The sequence below is a fragment of the Alteromonas sp. ABH4_453 genome, assembly GCF_056160665.1.
Window position 1 is genome coordinate 395830 of the sequence record NZ_JBSWXP010000004.1, and the last position, 16357, is coordinate 412186.

At 43.7% G+C, this 16357-nt stretch carries 16 protein-coding genes; 7 read left to right on the forward strand and 9 right to left on the reverse strand.

Annotation, left to right across the window (positions count from 1 at the left end; genetic code table 11):
• From ACXAGV_RS10475 to ACXAGV_RS10485, 3 genes are read left to right on the forward strand one after another with little or no spacing between them, the layout of a single operon-like run.
• The gene (locus tag ACXAGV_RS10475; protein WP_474873198.1) at positions 1-552 is read left to right on the forward strand and encodes a cytochrome c-type biogenesis protein; all 552 of its coding nucleotides are present in this window, start codon (positions 1-3) and stop codon (positions 550-552) included.
• Entirely contained in the window at positions 549-1838 is a 1290-nt protein-coding gene (gene ccmI, locus ACXAGV_RS10480; protein ID WP_474873199.1) for a c-type cytochrome biogenesis protein CcmI, read from the forward strand. The genes ACXAGV_RS10475 and ccmI overlap by 4 nt, the downstream gene beginning before the upstream one ends.
• 2 nt (positions 1839-1840) lie before the next feature.
• Complete coding sequence (locus tag ACXAGV_RS10485) at positions 1841-2773, forward strand: MlaA family lipoprotein (protein WP_474873200.1); 933 nt, start codon at positions 1841-1843, stop codon at positions 2771-2773.
• 184 nt (positions 2774-2957) lie between these two features.
• Here the strand turns inward: ACXAGV_RS10485 and galE are convergent, their stop codons facing one another.
• The 8 genes from galE to ACXAGV_RS10525 all read right to left on the reverse strand — a co-directional run bounded on the left by galE (position 2958) and on the right by ACXAGV_RS10525 (position 10948).
• Positions 2958-3980 (reverse strand): UDP-glucose 4-epimerase GalE, encoded by a 1023-nt coding sequence (gene galE, locus ACXAGV_RS10490; protein WP_474873201.1) that lies wholly within the window; start codon positions 3978-3980, stop codon positions 2958-2960.
• Positions 3977-4279 (reverse strand): DUF6170 family protein, encoded by a 303-nt coding sequence (locus tag ACXAGV_RS10495; protein ID WP_474873202.1) that lies wholly within the window; start codon positions 4277-4279, stop codon positions 3977-3979. The genes galE and ACXAGV_RS10495 overlap by 4 nt, the downstream gene beginning before the upstream one ends.
• A 114-nt stretch (positions 4280-4393) precedes the next feature.
• Positions 4394-5914 (reverse strand): peptide MFS transporter, encoded by a 1521-nt coding sequence (locus ACXAGV_RS10500; protein ID WP_474873203.1) that lies wholly within the window; start codon positions 5912-5914, stop codon positions 4394-4396.
• Positions 5915-6131: 217 nt separating this feature from the next.
• The gene (locus tag ACXAGV_RS10505; protein ID WP_474873204.1) at positions 6132-7250 is read right to left on the reverse strand and encodes a KpsE/RkpR family capsule polysaccharide export protein; all 1119 of its coding nucleotides are present in this window, start codon (positions 7248-7250) and stop codon (positions 6132-6134) included.
• A 12-nt stretch (positions 7251-7262) separates the two neighbouring features.
• Positions 7263-7937, reverse strand: a complete 675-nt coding sequence (locus tag ACXAGV_RS10510) for an ABC transporter ATP-binding protein (RefSeq protein WP_474873205.1) — start codon at positions 7935-7937, stop codon at positions 7263-7265.
• Positions 7934-8713 (reverse strand): ABC transporter permease, encoded by a 780-nt coding sequence (locus tag ACXAGV_RS10515; RefSeq protein ID WP_269918827.1) that lies wholly within the window; start codon positions 8711-8713, stop codon positions 7934-7936. Before ACXAGV_RS10515 ends, ACXAGV_RS10510 begins: the two co-directional genes overlap by 4 nt.
• Positions 8714-8715: 2 nt before the next feature.
• On the reverse strand, positions 8716-10545 hold the full coding sequence (locus ACXAGV_RS10520) for a polysaccharide biosynthesis/export family protein (RefSeq protein ID WP_474873206.1): 1830 nt from the start codon (positions 10543-10545) through the stop codon (positions 8716-8718).
• A 4-nt stretch (positions 10546-10549) separates the two neighbouring features.
• Entirely contained in the window at positions 10550-10948 is a 399-nt protein-coding gene (locus ACXAGV_RS10525) for a hypothetical protein (protein ID WP_474873207.1), read from the reverse strand.
• Positions 10949-11467: 519 nt separating this feature from the next.
• Here ACXAGV_RS10525 and wecA point away from each other — a divergent pair.
• From wecA to galU, 4 genes are all read left to right on the forward strand, one after another.
• The gene (wecA, locus tag ACXAGV_RS10530) at positions 11468-12529 is read left to right on the forward strand and encodes a UDP-N-acetylglucosamine--undecaprenyl-phosphate N-acetylglucosaminephosphotransferase (protein ID WP_474873208.1); all 1062 of its coding nucleotides are present in this window, start codon (positions 11468-11470) and stop codon (positions 12527-12529) included.
• Between the two features lie 113 nt (positions 12530-12642).
• The gene (locus tag ACXAGV_RS10535; RefSeq protein WP_474873209.1) at positions 12643-13530 is read left to right on the forward strand and encodes a glycosyltransferase; all 888 of its coding nucleotides are present in this window, start codon (positions 12643-12645) and stop codon (positions 13528-13530) included.
• A complete protein-coding gene (locus tag ACXAGV_RS10540) occupies positions 13527-14399 on the forward strand; it encodes a glycosyltransferase family 2 protein (RefSeq protein WP_474873210.1) in 873 nt (290 codons plus the stop codon). The genes ACXAGV_RS10535 and ACXAGV_RS10540 overlap by 4 nt, the downstream gene beginning before the upstream one ends.
• Before the next feature lie 293 nt (positions 14400-14692).
• Positions 14693-15586 (forward strand): UTP--glucose-1-phosphate uridylyltransferase GalU, encoded by an 894-nt coding sequence (gene galU / locus ACXAGV_RS10545; protein ID WP_014975843.1) that lies wholly within the window; start codon positions 14693-14695, stop codon positions 15584-15586.
• 144 nt (positions 15587-15730) lie between these two features.
• Here galU and ACXAGV_RS10550 read toward each other — a convergent pair whose 3' ends face one another.
• Entirely contained in the window at positions 15731-16045 is a 315-nt protein-coding gene (locus ACXAGV_RS10550; RefSeq protein WP_474873211.1) for a ComEA family DNA-binding protein, read from the reverse strand.
• Positions 16046-16357 lie beyond the last annotated feature (312 nt).

Consider the following 16357-nt stretch of genomic DNA (forward strand, 5'->3'; position numbering starts at 1 on the left):
ATGTTAGCTAGAAATGCTGCCCATATACCTTGTGGAGCCTATGAGGTTGATTCAGATGTACGTGATGCTGACAATTTAACTTTCAAATTTTCCGTTTTCAAAACGCTAGTGTCTAGTTTTTTTGCCCTTTTGCTGGTAATTGGCCCTTTCTCGGTACACGCCGCGAAAGATAAATTTACCTTCGACACTTCAGCACAACGTGAGAGCTTTCTAAAACTTACCGCTGAACTGCGTTGCCCTATGTGTCAAAACCAGAATATTGCTGATAGCGACGCTATGATTGCGCACGACATGCGCCGAAAAGTATACGCACTATTAAAGCAAGGCAAAACAGAGCAGGAGGTGATTGATTTTATGAAGTCGCGCTATGGCGATTTTGTGCATTATCAACCGCCGGTTACGGCTGCGACCTTGTGGCTTTGGGCTGGTCCTGTCTTGTTTATTTTTATTGCCCTTATTGTGGTGATTCGCCGCAAATCGGTAACACCACCAGAAGATATGGCCGCTAAGTTAGCCAAAGCAGATGAAATGTTGGAGCGAGAAAAAGAATGAGTTGGTCTGAGTTTTATATCATTGTTTCAGGCTTGATCACGCTTGTTCTTTTAATTATCGCTTTCCCATGGTTGCGTAATAAAAACCACGCAAAACAAGACAGTTTAAGCAATACGCAAATTGTTAGGCAGCGCCTTGCCGAACTTGACCGTGAAGTGCAAGAAGGGCTTATTAGCGAGCACGACAAGCGCCAGGCGGTTGATGAGCTTAAACTGGCACTAGTGGATGAAAGTGCATTTCAATCTCATAAAACGGGTAATGCTAAATTGCCGCTGGCAATAGGTGGTCTACTTGCATTGGTATGCGGAGCAATTGTGTACTCGCAAGTTAACCAAATGGAACGTGTTGCTAAAGCCCAGCAGGCTATTGATGCGCTACCCGAATTGAGTCAACAGCTTGCCAGCGGTAATGCGAATAACCTGACACAACAAGACATTGCTAGTCTAGCTCTTGCTATACGTCAGCGTTTGCGAGAAGAGCCCGAAGACGACACCGGTTGGATGTATTTTGGCAGATTAATGCTGAGTATTGGCCAAGAAGTACAGGCCATTGAAGCTATCGATAAAGCAGTGAGCTTGGCGCCGTCTAACGCTGCGAATCGCATTACGCTAGCTCAGGCTTTGATGACCACAGGTGATGTAAACAATCTGGAACGAGCACAATCTATCTTATTAGGCTTGCTTAATGATAACCCTGAGAATGATAATCTCGCGCTTATGATGGCAGTGGTGTCGGCTCAACTTGGTGACCTTGCTAATACCCGCCGTTTTTATCAACAAGTTGAAGGAAAATTACCAGCAGATAGCGACATGGCCCAGCGTTTGGTTGTACGCATAAAAGAACTAGAGGGAAATACCAGCGAAATGGTAGCGTTGCAAAGCTCTAATGCAGAACCTACGGGTAAGACGGATGTACAAGGCGATAACAAGGAGGCCGTTACTGGTTTTACTATCACCGTTAATTTATCCGATAACGCTAAAGAAAACGCGCCTAAAGAAGGCTTTTTAATTGTGTTTGCTCAAGATGCCAGCTCAGATAATAGAATGCCTGCTGCAGTGGTTAAGTTGCCAATAGGTGACTTTCCGGTTTCTGTAACATTAACTACCGAAAACGCTATGATGCCACAGTTTACACTTGCTGCGCTTTCTGATGTAGTGGTTACCGCAAGGCTATCGGAAGATGGCAATGTGGCGGTAGCTCAGGGAGAATGGCAGGGAAGTGTGAATGCAAGCGTTGCTGCCAATCAGCTATCTTCACTAAGCATTATTATTGATAAGGAATTATAAGTATGGACTTGTCTAAATCACTCGCGACCGGGTTGATTATTGCCGCAGGTTTTCTAGGTGGCTGTGCGACCAACAATGCGCTGCCTCAATCGCAGGAGGCTAATTCAAACGCTGCTGTAGTGGACACATCGGACCCACGGGATCCACTTGAACCGGTTAACCGTGAGATTTGGAACTTTAACTGGGATGTGTTGGATGCCTACATCTTGCGCCCTATTACAGTTACCTACGTGACTGTGATGCCTCAGCCTGCGCGAACTGGTTTGGTGAACATCACGGACAACCTACAAGAGCCTGCGAACTTTTTGAATAATATGTTTCAAGGCAAGGTTGATGATGGCTTAGATAGCTTGGCTCGTTTTTTAATTAACACCACAGTAGGGTTAGTTGGCACGTTTGATGTCGCGTCAAAAATTGGCATTGAGCGTAAACGCGAGCAGTTTGGTGAAACTCTAGCTGTATGGGGATTAGATACTGGGCCTTTCTTAATGCTGCCGTTTTTAGGCCCAAGCGATCCGCGAAGCTTTACCGGTGATTATGTTGACGGTTTTGCGTTTCCAATGTCGTTACTTGAAGGCTCTGTAAACTTAGCGCGTATCGGTATTTCGGTACTTGAAACAAGAGCGCAATTACTCGATCAAGAAGCGCAGCTAGAGCAGTCAGTTGACGATTATGCTTTCGTAAAAAATGCTTATTTTGAGAATCTAGAATTCCGCGTTACTGATGGCAAAAGTGGTGACAAAGCGATAGATGAAGAGCAGCTAGATGACTTTGCTGATTTCGAAGCCATGCTGGAAGGCAGCGACTTTGATAGCTATGAAGAAGCGTCAGAGGAAGCTGTCGAAGAGACTACAGATTCAGAAGATGCGCCTGCTTATGACAGTGAGAAAGCTAAGCTAAAAGAAAAAGACTCTAAGTCGAAAGACGGCAATTAGAGAGTAGAGTAATAAATAGGACGAATTCGGGTAAAATTCGGGGGAAGGGGTTATTTAGTATTATCTAATCTCAACCTCAACGTCACCCTAGCTATAATGCTCAAACAAAAAAGCCATGCTCAACAGCATGGCTTTGTTATTCTTGGTATGTGAACAAGCCTATTGGCAGCGTTCAAATAACAAGCTAGTCCTTTGGGTAGCCCATCGGGTTTTGCGACTGCCAGTTCCATGTGTCTGCACACATGTCTTCTAAACCTTTTTCAGCATGCCAGTTGAGCTCTGTAGCAGCTTTAGTCGGATCGGCATAACAGGCTGCCACATCGCCGTTTCTGCGCGGTGCAATCTTATATGATACGGTTTTCCCCGAACCTTTTTCAAAAGCCTTGATCATTTCGATGACTGAATAGCCCTGGCCAGTACCCAGGTTGTATTTGTCCAAGCCCATGTTGAGGTTCAGACGATCGAGCGCTTTTAAGTGACCATTGGCAAGGTCTACAACATGAATGTAGTCGCGAACGCCTGTGCCATCAACGGTATCGTAGTCGTCACCAAACACGCTTAGCTGCTCTAGCTTACCGGTAGCTACCTGAGAGATATAAGGCATTAAGTTGTTCGGAATACCGTTAGGATCTTCGCCAATTTGACCTGACTCATGCGCACCCACTGGGTTAAAGTAGCGAAGTAATACAATGTTCCACTCGTTGTCCGACACGTAAAGATCGCTAAGCATATGTTCAACCATAAGCTTCGACATACCATAAGGATTAGTCGGTTGGCCTGTGGCCATGTCTTCGCGTAGCGGTAGCGATGCTGGGTCGCCGTAAACCGTAGCAGAGGAGCTAAATACAATATTCTTTACATTGTGCTTCTGCATGGCTTTACATAGCGTCAGCGTGCCATACACGTTGTTTTCGTAATACGAAAGGGGCTTTTGTACAGATTCGCCAACGGCTTTTAAGCCCGCAAAGTGAATAACAGCATAAATATTATGCTCGCTAAATATGTCATCTAACACGGCGGTATCGCGAATGTCACCTTGAACAAATGCAACCGACTTACCTGTCAGTGCTTCAACGCGACGCAATGACTCAGCACTTGAATTAGCTAAGTTGTCGAGTACAACAACACCGTAGTTTTGTTCAAGTAACTGTAAAACTGTGTGACTACCTATATAGCCTGCACCACCAGTGACTAAGATGGTCTTCATGCATTCTCCTTGCTCGACGGTTGCGCAATGTATTTAGCGCAGATGGAATATTGAATAGGTTTTACAACCAATGGATAAACTAAAAATACCACAAAAGCCCACAGTAACGAGGTCCAATTTGACGCGGTTTGAAGAATAAACGCAAACACAGGCACGATAACGAGTAACTTTAGAACATTCAGTAAAGTCTTCTCTGGAACAGAGAGCCGCTTTGCTGCTTGGTCGAGCAACTTAACGCGCTCTGTTAAAGGGAGACCTTGTAAGGCAGGAATGTCTCTTGTAGAAAAATAAAACTTCATTGGTTTGCTCTAAGCCTTTATTTCGAAACCTTAAATAAAAAAACCGCCGGAACGTTACGTTGCGGCGGTTATTGTAGGGTAATTGGTCAGCACTTAAAACATGCTAATAATAAATTACGCCTTTTCTTCAATACCTGCTTTTTCCCAGAAACGAGATTTAAAGCTCATTAAACCAATCACGATAGCGATGGCAATGCTAAATAAGGCAATTTGAAGATACAGGTCAGGCATTTGCTCAACCTTCTCTGGATCAAAGTTACCAGAAAGCAAGCCCGCAATGATGTTTCCGATAGAGTAGGTAAGTACAAATACCCCCATCATTTGCCCTGCAAAACGCTTAGGCGAAAGCTTACTTACGGCGCTTAGTGCAACTGGGCTTAAGCAAAGCTCACCAACAGTGTGTAAGAAGTAGGTTGTAACAAGCCACATAGGCGCAACTTTGAGGCCTTGAGCAGCGTATTGTGACGCCATAAACATTACCAAAAAGCCCGATGCCATAATAACGATACCGATAGCACATTTGATGGTGTACGACGGGTCGATCATTCGCTTCGCAAGGTTAATCCAAAGTGCAGCGAAGAAAGGTGACAAAATAATGATAAATAGCGAGTTTGAAAGCTGGAACCATACTGTTGGAATAGCGTCCATCCCGAACCAAGATGTAAGTAGCGAGCCGCTTTCAAGTACGCGGTCAGTGTAGTTCTGCGCAAATAGGTTTAACGAAGAGCCTGCTTGCTCAAAACCAGACCAGAAACACGCTGAAGCAACACATACTAAGAACAGCGCCCACATGCGCTTCTTCTCGTTGTCGCTTAGCTGACCTTTGAAATAAATAAAACCGAAGTAAAGGAAGAAAATGGCGGTAAATACAACGGCAACTTGTTGAGCAAGGGCAACTGGCTCAATAACGATAGTGCCCATGTGCGCAAGCACAATGACCACAACAGCAAGGGCAACCACAGCCCAAACGCCCATCCAGGCGCGCTGTTTAGCGGCACCTTGATATGGGTTTGCAGGAGCAACAGAATCTGACGATAACGAACGGTTGCTAAAGTAATATTGAATTAGGCCGATTGCCATACCAATGGCAGCTGCACCAAATGCGTAGTGCCAGCCCCAGTTTTCCTGTAAATAACCGGTAACTAGGTAGGCAATGAGTGAACCGATGTTAATGCCCATGTAATACAGCGCATAACCACTGTCACGACGGCCATCGTCGTCGCCATATTGCTGGCCAACCATCGCAGAAATGTTAGGTTTTAGTAAGCCAGTACCCGAAGCAACAAGGATAAGACCTACGAAGAAAAGGTTTTGCAAGTCTATGGCGAGTACTACGTGGCCTGCGAAGATGATAATACCGCCGTACCATACGGCGTTCTTACCACCAATCAAGCGGTCAGCTAACCATCCACCTGGTAAGCCTAGGAAATATACCGCACCTGTGTATAGGCCGTAGATTGCGCCAGCCGTCGCAACGGTAAAGCCCAACCCTTGGGTTTGCAAGCTCGCGGTCATGAAAAGCACAAGTAGCGCGCGCATACCGTAGTAACTCATGCGCTCCCACATTTCTGTAAAGAATAGCGTTCTTAGGCCCCCTGGATGGCCAAAAAAGCTCGTATCGTTAGATGATTTCATAATTATATTTTAATTCCATATTGCTTATGGTTGTTATTGTAGAGCACTTATAGGATAGGCTCTTTGATAGTAGTCCGTAAGGCGGATAGCTTCTTATACTAGAGCTTGCTCAAAGACACAAGATTTGGGCGACAAACTTCATTAAAGCATTGTCAATCGACTAAGTCTTGAACGACTTAGTCGATTGAATCGTTTGCTCGCTGAACTGATGGAGGTACTAAAGCTCGCGGATAGTAGCCACTACAATTCTTACGATGCCGTAAATAAGCAGCAATGAGACACCGAAAAGAACCAGGTTATAGATAACCGTTGGGTAAGCATTATCATCGGGAAGTGTAGGTGATTCTACGGTTACCAAGTGTTGCAATTTTTGATATGCCTCTACGCGCGCGTTTTCTAGTGTAATAAGCGATGAAGAGTATGCTTGAATAGCCAACTGAAGCTGAACCTGTAGGTTGCTGTATTGCGCCATAAGCTCACTGACTGACAGAGCTTCACTTTCCCCTTCAGCAGTACTGATTCGCTCCTTTTGCTTTTCTACTTCTTTTTGTAGCGCAGCTATTTCTCGCTTAATGTTAATCACTTCGGGTGCAACGTTAGACATCATGGTCGACATCGTGCTTAACTCAGCTTTTTTCTGAGCAAGAGTCGCTTCCAATGAAAAAGCGATTTGCTGAAACGCTGCACCTTCAGCAGTAGGGTCTAGCACGTTGTATTTAGACTGGAACCCCAGAATTTCTGTTTTTGCTTGTTGAAGTTTTTGCTCAACAATCTCATGTTCACCTTTGGCAAAAGTGAGCTTCGATTTGGCCAAATTATTGTTGATGTTATTTATAAACTCTTCCGCTTTATCAACAATAGCTTGGTTGATTATTTGGGCGTATTCAGCGTCGAAAGCACGGGTACGCAGGCTAATTACGGAAGACGCTGAATCAACGCTTACCTCAATATGGTCTAAGTAAAACTGGTAAAAGTCTTCTTGCTTATGAGAAGACGACAGGCCGCTAAACATGTCGGCTTTGCCTGACATATAGTGTTCTCGAAGCCCAATCGTGCCATCCAGATACTTAATCATATCGGCAGATTGAATATAAGCTTCTACAAGCTGACTTTCTGTGCCGCCTGATGCACCAGAAACACCAGCAGCCATCAATAGGGAAGATGGGTCAAAGCTGCTGCCGCCATCGCTTGATTTAACGATAAGTTGGCTTTTACTTTCGTATTGTGGCGCAGCCCACAAAACCAGATAGGCGGCGTAAAGTACCCATGGAAGTACAAGCAAAAGCATTTTGTGTTTGCTTAGAAGGGCATTGAGCTGTGTAAGAGATTTTTCCACTGTGATTCGAACCTATTTAAGTGATTTCTTATTGTCTGCATCCTGCGTATAAACGTCGATGCCTTCTTCAAGATCGTGATAATAAGTGAGTCTGCCATCATCAATGATGACGGCAGAGGTACAGAACTCCCGAATTTGGTCAAGTTCATGGCTTACCATAATAACGCCGGCCTGCTCGCTTTTTTCCTTAAGCGATAAACGTGCTTTTTTTCTGAAAAGCGGATCGCCTACCGATGTCGCTTCATCGATAAGGTAAATATCGAAATTAATATTCATGCAGCACGCAAACACCAATTTGGCACGCATGCCCGACGAGTAGGTGCGAACGGGAAGATCAAAGCGTTTACCTAACTCAGCGAACTGTTGTACCTTTTCTTCGTATTCTGGGAGGGATTTAACGTTATTGATCCGTCCGACAAAGCGCGTGTTTTCACGCCCGGTCATTTGCGGGTGCACACCGGTTTGCAGAGCCACTGGCCACGACATAGATTTGTTTGTTAAAACGCGGCCTTTGTCAGGGTATTCACTCTTAGCTAGCATGCGGAAAAGAGTTGACTTACCTGCGCCATTTTTACCTAGAATTGCGACGTTATTCTCGGTTGGGAAGTCAAAATTTAGATTTTTAAAAATATACTGAGGTCCCATCTTGCTGGGATAGCTCTTGGTTAAGTTTTCTATTTTGATCATCGAGATAGCACCCTCTTCCACGTGATGTGGTACATCGAAAGGCTTAGAAATAGGAAGGCGATGGTAATTTCTACAACAAAACTTAACGACACCCCTTTGGTCCCGTAGGACTCGAAGCATGCATAGCGCGCGAGCTCATTGAAATGTACAAGCGGGTTCCATGTCAGATACGGCCAATACTCTTCGGGCAAATCTTGCAAGCTGAAAAATACGCACGAAATAAACATTAACGGGCGAGTCAGCATTGATTTAATTTTATCAACTTCTGGTACGAATGCGGCAGCAATAGCAAAGATCATCCCAATGGATATAGAGAATACCCATAAAAGTAGAAATAAAGATATCAGCAGCAATGGGTCGTTTACCGTAAAGGTCTCACCCATCAGGTAAAGTGCAAGACATAGTAATGCAACAACCACAACCTTTACTGAAAACTCGAGGAAGCCAGCTGTAAGTATTGCTGAAATAGGTTGAACTTGCCTGAACGCATAGAGCGGCTTATTTCTTCGCACGGACGTTGAAACTGATTGTAGGCATGTAGTCAGAGATTGCAGGCCCACCATACCAATCATCATAAACAGAAAAAGAGGTATAGAGTGAATATCGTCGCCACTGATTAAACCACGTAAATAAGAGAGCGCGAAGATAAACGCAAAAGGTTCCAGGAATGCCCATCCCAACCCAAACTTATCATTAAATTTACTTTGAAGCTCCCGCAGAAAAAGCGCAAAAATTACGCCTCTCCATGCATAGAGCTGATCTTTAAACGTTACCATGCCTAATCAGTAGCGACGTTAGCTGCAATAGCAATTTGATAAACGATTTGGGTAATATCTTTAACAGCTTGTAGTACCTTGGTATCAATTGCTGGCAGAACGATAATCTGATCCCCTGGCTCAAGCTTGCTTTCATCGCTTGAAAGGAATGAGTCGTTCACGCTTGAAAAAGTAACATTACCGTTTTTGCGAACAATAAGTATACGCTCATCTTCAGCGCGCTCAGTGAAGCCGCCGGCCCAAGCTACGTAATCTTCAGTAGTCGCATCTGGGTTAAACACCACAGATTGTGGTAGTAGTACTTCACCGCCTACATGTATCAAGTCAGTCACTTCAGGAATGACAATGGTATCGTTAGGTTCAAGCAAAATATTAGCTATGTCGCCATTTTCAGATACAACAACGCGGCCTTGGGGTTCGACTTGCCTTGCTCGTGCAATAAAGTCTGCGACAAGCTGTGCTTCTTGAGCGCGTATAGCACCTTCACCAGTCGAGCTTATCGGAGCGGTATACATGCTTCTCTCAAGACGCTGTAGACCTTCTTCAATGATTTCCTTTTGCTTAACGGCAACACTTTCTCTAAGTAGGTAAATATTTTGTGTGTCAGAAAGCGTGGTATCAGCTTCAATATGGTCTAACACGTCAAGTAGGCGTGCACCTTTATCAACCATAATTTGTGATGCACCTGCGAAAGCGCCAGCAACATTGATTCGGTAAATTTGAGGTTCGTAGTCGGCAATGTATTCAACCGTATCGCCCGCGCTTAACGCTAAAGAGGCAAATTCTTTTAAATCTAAGTAACGAGCGAACTGTTTATTATTTCGAACCCCTGATACTGAAGCGTGTGATGCAAATTCACCAGGACGTGCAAAGTAATTAACCACGCCACCGTTAAGCTCTTCATTTAAAAATTCAAAGGTAAAGCTATTGCGAGCTCCGGTTTCAACAACGATAGTGTTGCCAATTGGGTGCACTAAAATAGTGTCGCCATCTTTGAAAGATACTTCTGGAAGCTTTCCACTTCTAAAAAAAGCATACAAGTCTGCGGTCGCTACTGTCTTGCCGTTGCGAACTACATCTATTTGCCTAAAACTGCCACGCTGGAAGTCGATGCCGCCTGCACGCTTTAAATAATAAAGTACGCTATCCGAGGCAAGGCCGGCATATTGACCGGGGCGTAACACTGGCCCTGATACAAATATAGACACCGGTGTAGAGGTGAGAAGGTTCACGTAAACATTCACATCATTGGTATACACCTGCCTGATTTTCGCTGTAACCGTTTGGTTAACGCTTCCTGCTGGTGTATTTGCTACTCGAATAGGGCCAATATTAGGAATAAAAATATTGCCTTGGTTATCTACGGTAACTACGCTAGAGAAGTTAACCGCGCCCCATAACCAAATATTTATTTTATCGCCAGGTGCTACTAAGTAATTGTCGTTTAAGCCTGAACTGCGCTCTGATTCAAATCCACCAATAAATAGGTTTGCAGCAAATGGTGGGTTTTCCATAGGAGCTTGGGCAGGGAAAACCGTCTCAATAGTAGGTTCTCCAGGTAAATTTACACCGTTTCGCGGCTGTGTGGAGAATTGCCCCATAGAACTTGCTGAACCCGTTGCGCCAGGTAAAGTTCGCTGTGTTGAGATACTAAGAGGAGAGACTGACTGCGCAGCGCCTCCGCTTTGCGATTGTTGAGCCCTTTCTCTTAGCTGCTGTAGTTGTTCGACACTTTGTGCGAAAACAGGTTGTAAAAAAAAGCAGCCAATTACTGCTGAACACGCTGTTACTGAAAGCGTTTTGATTGTGTTTTTTATATCCATAAACTTCATTAACTTATTCACCTTGCGCGGTAGCTGAAACTACGAGAGGAGAAACTACTTTCCATCGCCCATCCCGCTGGCAAGTGGTTACTTTGCGCTGTGCATCAGTCTGAACAGAGTCACTGTCTTGTAAAGAAAAGCGGATACACTTATTGCCAGTGGCTGAAATGTAGTGCTTGGTGGCTTCGTAATCATAGCCACCAAAGCGTATTGAAAAAGATTCTTTTTTATCAAAATAAATATTGGCTTTTGGAATATTTATTGCAGACTCTTTTTCCGGCGCTAGGGAATATGCAAGGGAAGAGTGCACCAAGGGTATGTCAGCTTCGGTAACTGTAGGTGAGTTTGTACACCCTGCTGCGCTCACAATTAGTGCGAACGGCAAAATTAAACGTTGGAATTGTTTGAACATTAGCCTTCATATCCATATAGCAATTTCGCGCTAGGATAACATAAGTTTTAAAAAAAGCATGTTTGCTATCGCAATAGCGCTACGGTTTAAGACTTCAAAATGACTAAATTGTTATTGGAAAGTTCACAATAAGTAGAAAATTTAATAGTTAGTGAAATAATTTAGCTTGTGGTACGTCTAGATTTTGTATTTGAGAGTAACTGCGATGTCACCAAACGGCTTCATGTGGCAATTAGCGTGATAATTGTACGTGGTAATCGTAGTTAAAACTGTAACTATTACGAAATGTTTTGAAACGATAATTTTGCAATTGGGGTGGTTACTTAAACAAATGTTTTATATCATATGGCAGTTTTCGACCCGCATAGTTATAACGATAAACCCTCACCGCGCTGGAAGAAATGGAAGTTGTACGAATATGGAATCGATATTGAGCTTTTTAAACAAATTTACAAGTGCATTGGTCAGTCTGGAAAGCTCGCGTGTTTCGGTAACCGGTGACGAGAGGTTGTGTGTTTTATGCTAGCGTACTTGCAGTTCGTCCCGCTTTTTACTGCATTTTTCGTAGCCCTAATTCTTTTAGTGGTGATGACGCCTTTAGCGCATCAGTTTGGCTTAGTTGATCAACCTACAGCACGTAAACGCCACGCAGGTATTATCCCGTTAACAGGGGGCGTTGCTATATTCATGGCCGTACTTGTTGCAAGCGTCGCGACCGATGTATGGATGAAGAACAATCCACTCTTCTTTACAGCATCTGCTTTCGTGGTATTGCTTGGTATGCTGGATGATCGCTTTGATCTAAGTGCGAAAGGTCGCCTTATGTGTCAATTTGGTGTGGCCGCCATCATGGCATGGAGCGCACAAAATTATATTACTTCATTAGGCAATATCTTTGGCACAGGCGAAGTTCTGCTCGACCTCGGTGGATATTTTTTCACCATCATTTGTGTGGTTGGTATTATCAACGCATTTAATATGATCGACGGTATCGATGGTCTTGCAGGTGGTATGAGCTTGGTTATATTGCTTACCGTTGCAGGCTTTTTGATTTTTACTGGTAATGGCGCGTCGATTATGGAGCCGCTTATCATCGTCGCCGCAATCGTACCTTTCCTTGCTTTTAATTTAAGTTGGAAAGGATTCAAAGGAAACAAGATATTTATGGGTGATGCAGGCAGTATGTTTGTCGGCCTCACTATTGTATGGCTGCTCGTTGATCACACCCAAGGTGATACGGCTGCGTTTAGGCCGATAACGGCGGTGTGGCTTGTTGGACTGCCTTTAATGGATATGGCTGCGATCATGTATCGCCGTGCGCGCAAGGGGCAGTCAATGTTGAAGCCGGACAGGCAGCACCTTCACAATATTTTCATGCGAGCAGGGTTAAGTAGTAGGCAGTCGCTGGTAGCTATATTGGTGATGGGCGCATGCTATTGCCTAATCGGTATACTGGGTGAAGTTTATCGCGTGCCAGAAGCGGTGATGTTTTATGGTTTCGTGGTGCTCCTAATGATTTATAGTCTTGTGATCCAGCATATTTGGAGCGTACTTCGCTTTGTTAAGCGGTTTAGATCTTAGATTAGGTAAAACCCGTGGCGGGTTTAGGGAAATCTCTGTAACATACCTTCAAAAAAGAAGCGCATAAAAGCGCTTTTATTTTCTTTGTTACTCTTTTTGCTGGTAAAAAATTCTTGATAAATCAATTCTCTGTTATTCATAACGAAAATAAAAAAAATCACGTTGAATCGATTGTCGCCATGGCCGTTTACCAGGCGGACAATGCTAGATGGCTTCAAGAATCTATTGAAAGCATATTAGAGCAAACCTACTCGGATTTTCTTTTCGTCATTGTCATCGATGGGCCGGTGCCTAAGCCTATAACTCAAGTGCTTCAAAGCGCAGCCGAAAACGACGATAGAATTGTTCTAGCGCAAAACAGCCAAAATATCGGCCTTGCAAGTAGTATGAATTCTGCCATCGATTTTGGTTTGCAGTTTAACCCCTCTTATTTTGTGAGAATGGACGCAGACGATATCTCTGAAGAGCACCGCCTTTTGCGCCAAATCACTTATCTGAAAAAGCACAGTAATATTTCTGTATTAGGCTCAGCGCTGACTGAAGTCAACGAAAGTGGCAAGAAGGTCGGAGCACGGGTTATGCCGGCATCTCACAAGCAGATCACGCGGATATTACCAAGGCGTTGTTCTCTCAATCATCCTACCGTAGTTATTCGGTACAATGTGTTTCTCGATGGGCACAGATACAATGGTGACTTACTTAACACTCAAGACTATTTTTTCTGGATTACTCTTGCTTCACAAGGGTATATTTTCAGGAATTTAAAGGACCGTTTGTTAAAGTTTAGAAGAGTGAATAATTTTTATAAGCGCCGCGGTTTAAGTAAGTCACTCAATGAGTTCAAAGCGCGGATATACGCGATAACCAAGCTAAAGCAATATTCCCCCTATAATTTTTTCTATGCATGCGGTGTGTTGTCGTTGCGCTTAATGCCCGGTAAAGTCGTGAAACTAGCGTATAAACTCGACCGTCACTTACTAGAGAGGTTTGGTAAGCATTGAAAACAGGCGTAGTCGTCATACTCTATAATCCGGATTTTAGTCACGTCTCTGAGGTCATTAGGGCTTTTAGCGCGCCTGAGTGGGATTTAGTTTTCGTTGATAACACGGCCAGTGCTGACGACCGCCTTAGTGATCCCCGTTTCACATACATTCATTGTGGTACCAATGTGGGCATTGCTAAAGCCCAAAATATTGGCTTGAAAACGCTTTTTGACAAAGGCGTCGAATATGCATTTTTACTAGACCAAGATAGTTTATTTACGCCCACTATTGCCGTTGAGTTATTGCAGCAGTTTAGAACTTTGGAGGAAAGCGCTTCGATTGCAGCCATAGGCCCATCTATTTACTGTCAATTTTCAGATTGCGTTGACCAAGGTGTTTTACAAAAAGGCAAAAAAGTTTCTGATAGCTTAAAAGAAGTAAAACAAATAATAGCTTCAGGCATGCTCCTTTCTCGCTACGCTTTTGAACGAGTAGGAGAAAAAGAGAATGGCCTATTTATTGACGGCGTCGATCACGAATGGTGCTGGCGTGCACGAGCCAAGGGCATGACTATTTATCAGTCGCTTAGCGCCTGTATGCCTCATCGACAGGGCGATGACAGAGTCAAGGTGTGTGGAATTACCTTTAAGCAAGGGGCACCCACTAGGCTCTACTACCAATTTCGGAATGTATTAATTCTAGCAAGACGTCGTTATGTTCCACTTTATTGGAAGCTTCGTCATGTTTGTGCAATACCCGTAAGGTACATTGTTAATCGATTTTGTTTTGATCAGGGACATGAGAGAGGCAAATACATGCGTTTAGGGCTCAAAGATGGCTTCAAACGTCGCACTGGCCCGATTCAACCCGATAAAATCGTTAAATAGCGTCGGCATTTGGCAACGTGCCGCTAATTAACGAGCAGGTACAGTGAAAAATTTTCGCGTCACCCTTTCACTAATTTGGTGCATTAGATATTATTTATCCCAAATTTTGTGCGTTTAACGGTGGTTAAAAGCTGTAATGCCCACTTTCAAGACATTAATGCTCTAAAAGGGTAATTGGAACATCGATTGCATTACTCTTGATAACAACATCGAATACAACCAGCTTAAGGAAGAATTGACGACGAGATGTCGACTTGAGCGTGTAATTAGGATTTTAAGAAGGATATTAACTAATGAGTCAGGTTAAAAAAGCGGTAATCCCTGTGGCGGGTCTAGGGACAAGAATGCTTCCAGCAACAAAAGCCATTCCTAAAGAGATGTTACCAGTGGTTGATAAGCCGCTGATTCAATATGTAGTAAGCGAGTGTGTTGCTGCAGGGCTAAAAGAAATTATCCTAGTAACTCACGCGAGTAAAAACAGCATTGAAAACCACTTTGACACCTCTTTTGAGCTTGAAGCCACGCTAGAAAAGCGTGTAAAACGCCAACTGTTAGAAGAAGTTCAGTCAATCTGTCCAAAAGATGTAACTATCATGCATATCCGTCAGGGTGTTGCTAACGGGTTGGGGCACGCCGTGTTGTGCGCGCGCCCATTAATAGGCGATGCGCCATTTGCGGTAGTATTACCTGACGTCATCATTGATGATGCAGCAAGTAATCCTAAAAAGGATAACCTTGCAGACATGGTTGCCAAATTTAACACCAGTCGAGTAAGTCAGGTTATGGTTGAGCAGGTACCAGACGAAGATATTTCTAAATTTGGTATCGCAGATCTAGACGGCGCGGCTATTGCGCCAGGTGAGTCAGCTAAGATCCACAAAATGGTAGAGAAGCCGCCTCGCGACGAAGCACCTTCTGACCTTGCTGTGGTAGGAAGATACGTACTGTCAGAAAAAATCTGGGATCTGTTAGAGTTCACTCCTCCAGGAGCGGGTGGTGAAGTACAACTGACCGATGCTATTGATGCATTGATGAAACTTGAACAAGTTGATGCCTACTACATGAAAGGTAAGAGTCATGACTGTGGCAGTAAGTTGGGTTACATGAAAGCTAATGTTGAATATGCGTTACGTCACCCGTCGTTAGGCGACGAATTTAAAGAGTATTTAGCTTCTGTAGTAAAATAGTTCTATTAGGGTTTGTTGACCCGTACTATATATTAGGGAACAACAGACTAGGGCTATCAAATAGTTTAAAACGATAAAAAATGCGCCTTTACGGCGCATTTTTTATACGGGGAGCCAGCGTACCGCTTATTCGCTTTAGCTCATCTATCTTACCTGTACATAGCTTTCTATTTTGTTAAGCATCTTTTCGCCAATCCCTTTAACTTGGGTTAGCTGTGCGACTTCAAGAAACGGTCCTACTTCTTCTCGATATTTAATAATTGCTTTTGCTTTAGATTGTCCAACGCCGGGTAGGGTGATCAATTGCTCTACGGTCGCTGAGTTTAAATCGATACGTTGTTGCTGGTCTGTATCTTGATTAAACCGAGCATTTTCGCTATCCGCTTGTTGAGCACTAACCGCTGGCGCTTGAATGGCAAGTGCAGATAGTACGAGTAAACCTGAAATTAATTTTTTCATCATCTTTCCTTGTATGTAGCTAAACGCGCCATAAACGTTATCGGCGCTGCAATTTAGCTAATTGAGATTAAAAGGTGTACCTTAAACACACAGATTTTCTAATTCTTAACATTAAATAGGCTAAGTCGAGACGGCATACGACTCACTTAATCCCATAGTTAGAAAATTCGGCATACTTCAGCGTGTACACATAAGATGATAAAGGCGGGGTGAAAAAGCGGTAGTCCAGTTTTAGTACAGTTTTTATTAAAAAAAGCGGGAAAAGTGAATAAAAAACGGGCTAGAAAGCCCGTTTTAAAATGATTAAAAGGT

Coding starts and splice junctions, on each gene's coding strand:
- wecA (WP_474873208.1), top strand. CDS start 11,468: ATGCTAGCGTACTTGCAGTTCGTCCCGCTTTTTACTGCATTTTTCGTA.
- ACXAGV_RS10550 (WP_474873211.1), bottom strand. CDS start 16,045: ATGAAAAAATTAATTTCAGGTTTACTCGTACTATCTGCACTTGCCATT.
- ACXAGV_RS10510 (WP_474873205.1), bottom strand. CDS start 7,937: ATGATCAAAATAGAAAACTTAACCAAGAGCTATCCCAGCAAGATGGGA.
- ACXAGV_RS10520 (WP_474873206.1), bottom strand. CDS start 10,545: ATGAAGTTTATGGATATAAAAAACACAATCAAAACGCTTTCAGTAACA.
- ACXAGV_RS10525 (WP_474873207.1), bottom strand. CDS start 10,948: ATGTTCAAACAATTCCAACGTTTAATTTTGCCGTTCGCACTAATTGTG.
- ACXAGV_RS10485 (WP_474873200.1), top strand. CDS start 1,841: ATGGACTTGTCTAAATCACTCGCGACCGGGTTGATTATTGCCGCAGGT.
- ACXAGV_RS10500 (WP_474873203.1), bottom strand. CDS start 5,914: ATGAAATCATCTAACGATACGAGCTTTTTTGGCCATCCAGGGGGCCTA.
- ACXAGV_RS10515 (WP_269918827.1), bottom strand. CDS start 8,713: ATGGTAACGTTTAAAGATCAGCTCTATGCATGGAGAGGCGTAATTTTT.
- galU (WP_014975843.1), top strand. CDS start 14,693: ATGAGTCAGGTTAAAAAAGCGGTAATCCCTGTGGCGGGTCTAGGGACA.
- galE (WP_474873201.1), bottom strand. CDS start 3,980: ATGAAGACCATCTTAGTCACTGGTGGTGCAGGCTATATAGGTAGTCAC.
- ACXAGV_RS10495 (WP_474873202.1), bottom strand. CDS start 4,279: ATGAAGTTTTATTTTTCTACAAGAGACATTCCTGCCTTACAAGGTCTC.
- ACXAGV_RS10475 (WP_474873198.1), top strand. CDS start 1: ATGTTAGCTAGAAATGCTGCCCATATACCTTGTGGAGCCTATGAGGTT.
- ccmI (WP_474873199.1), top strand. CDS start 549: ATGAGTTGGTCTGAGTTTTATATCATTGTTTCAGGCTTGATCACGCTT.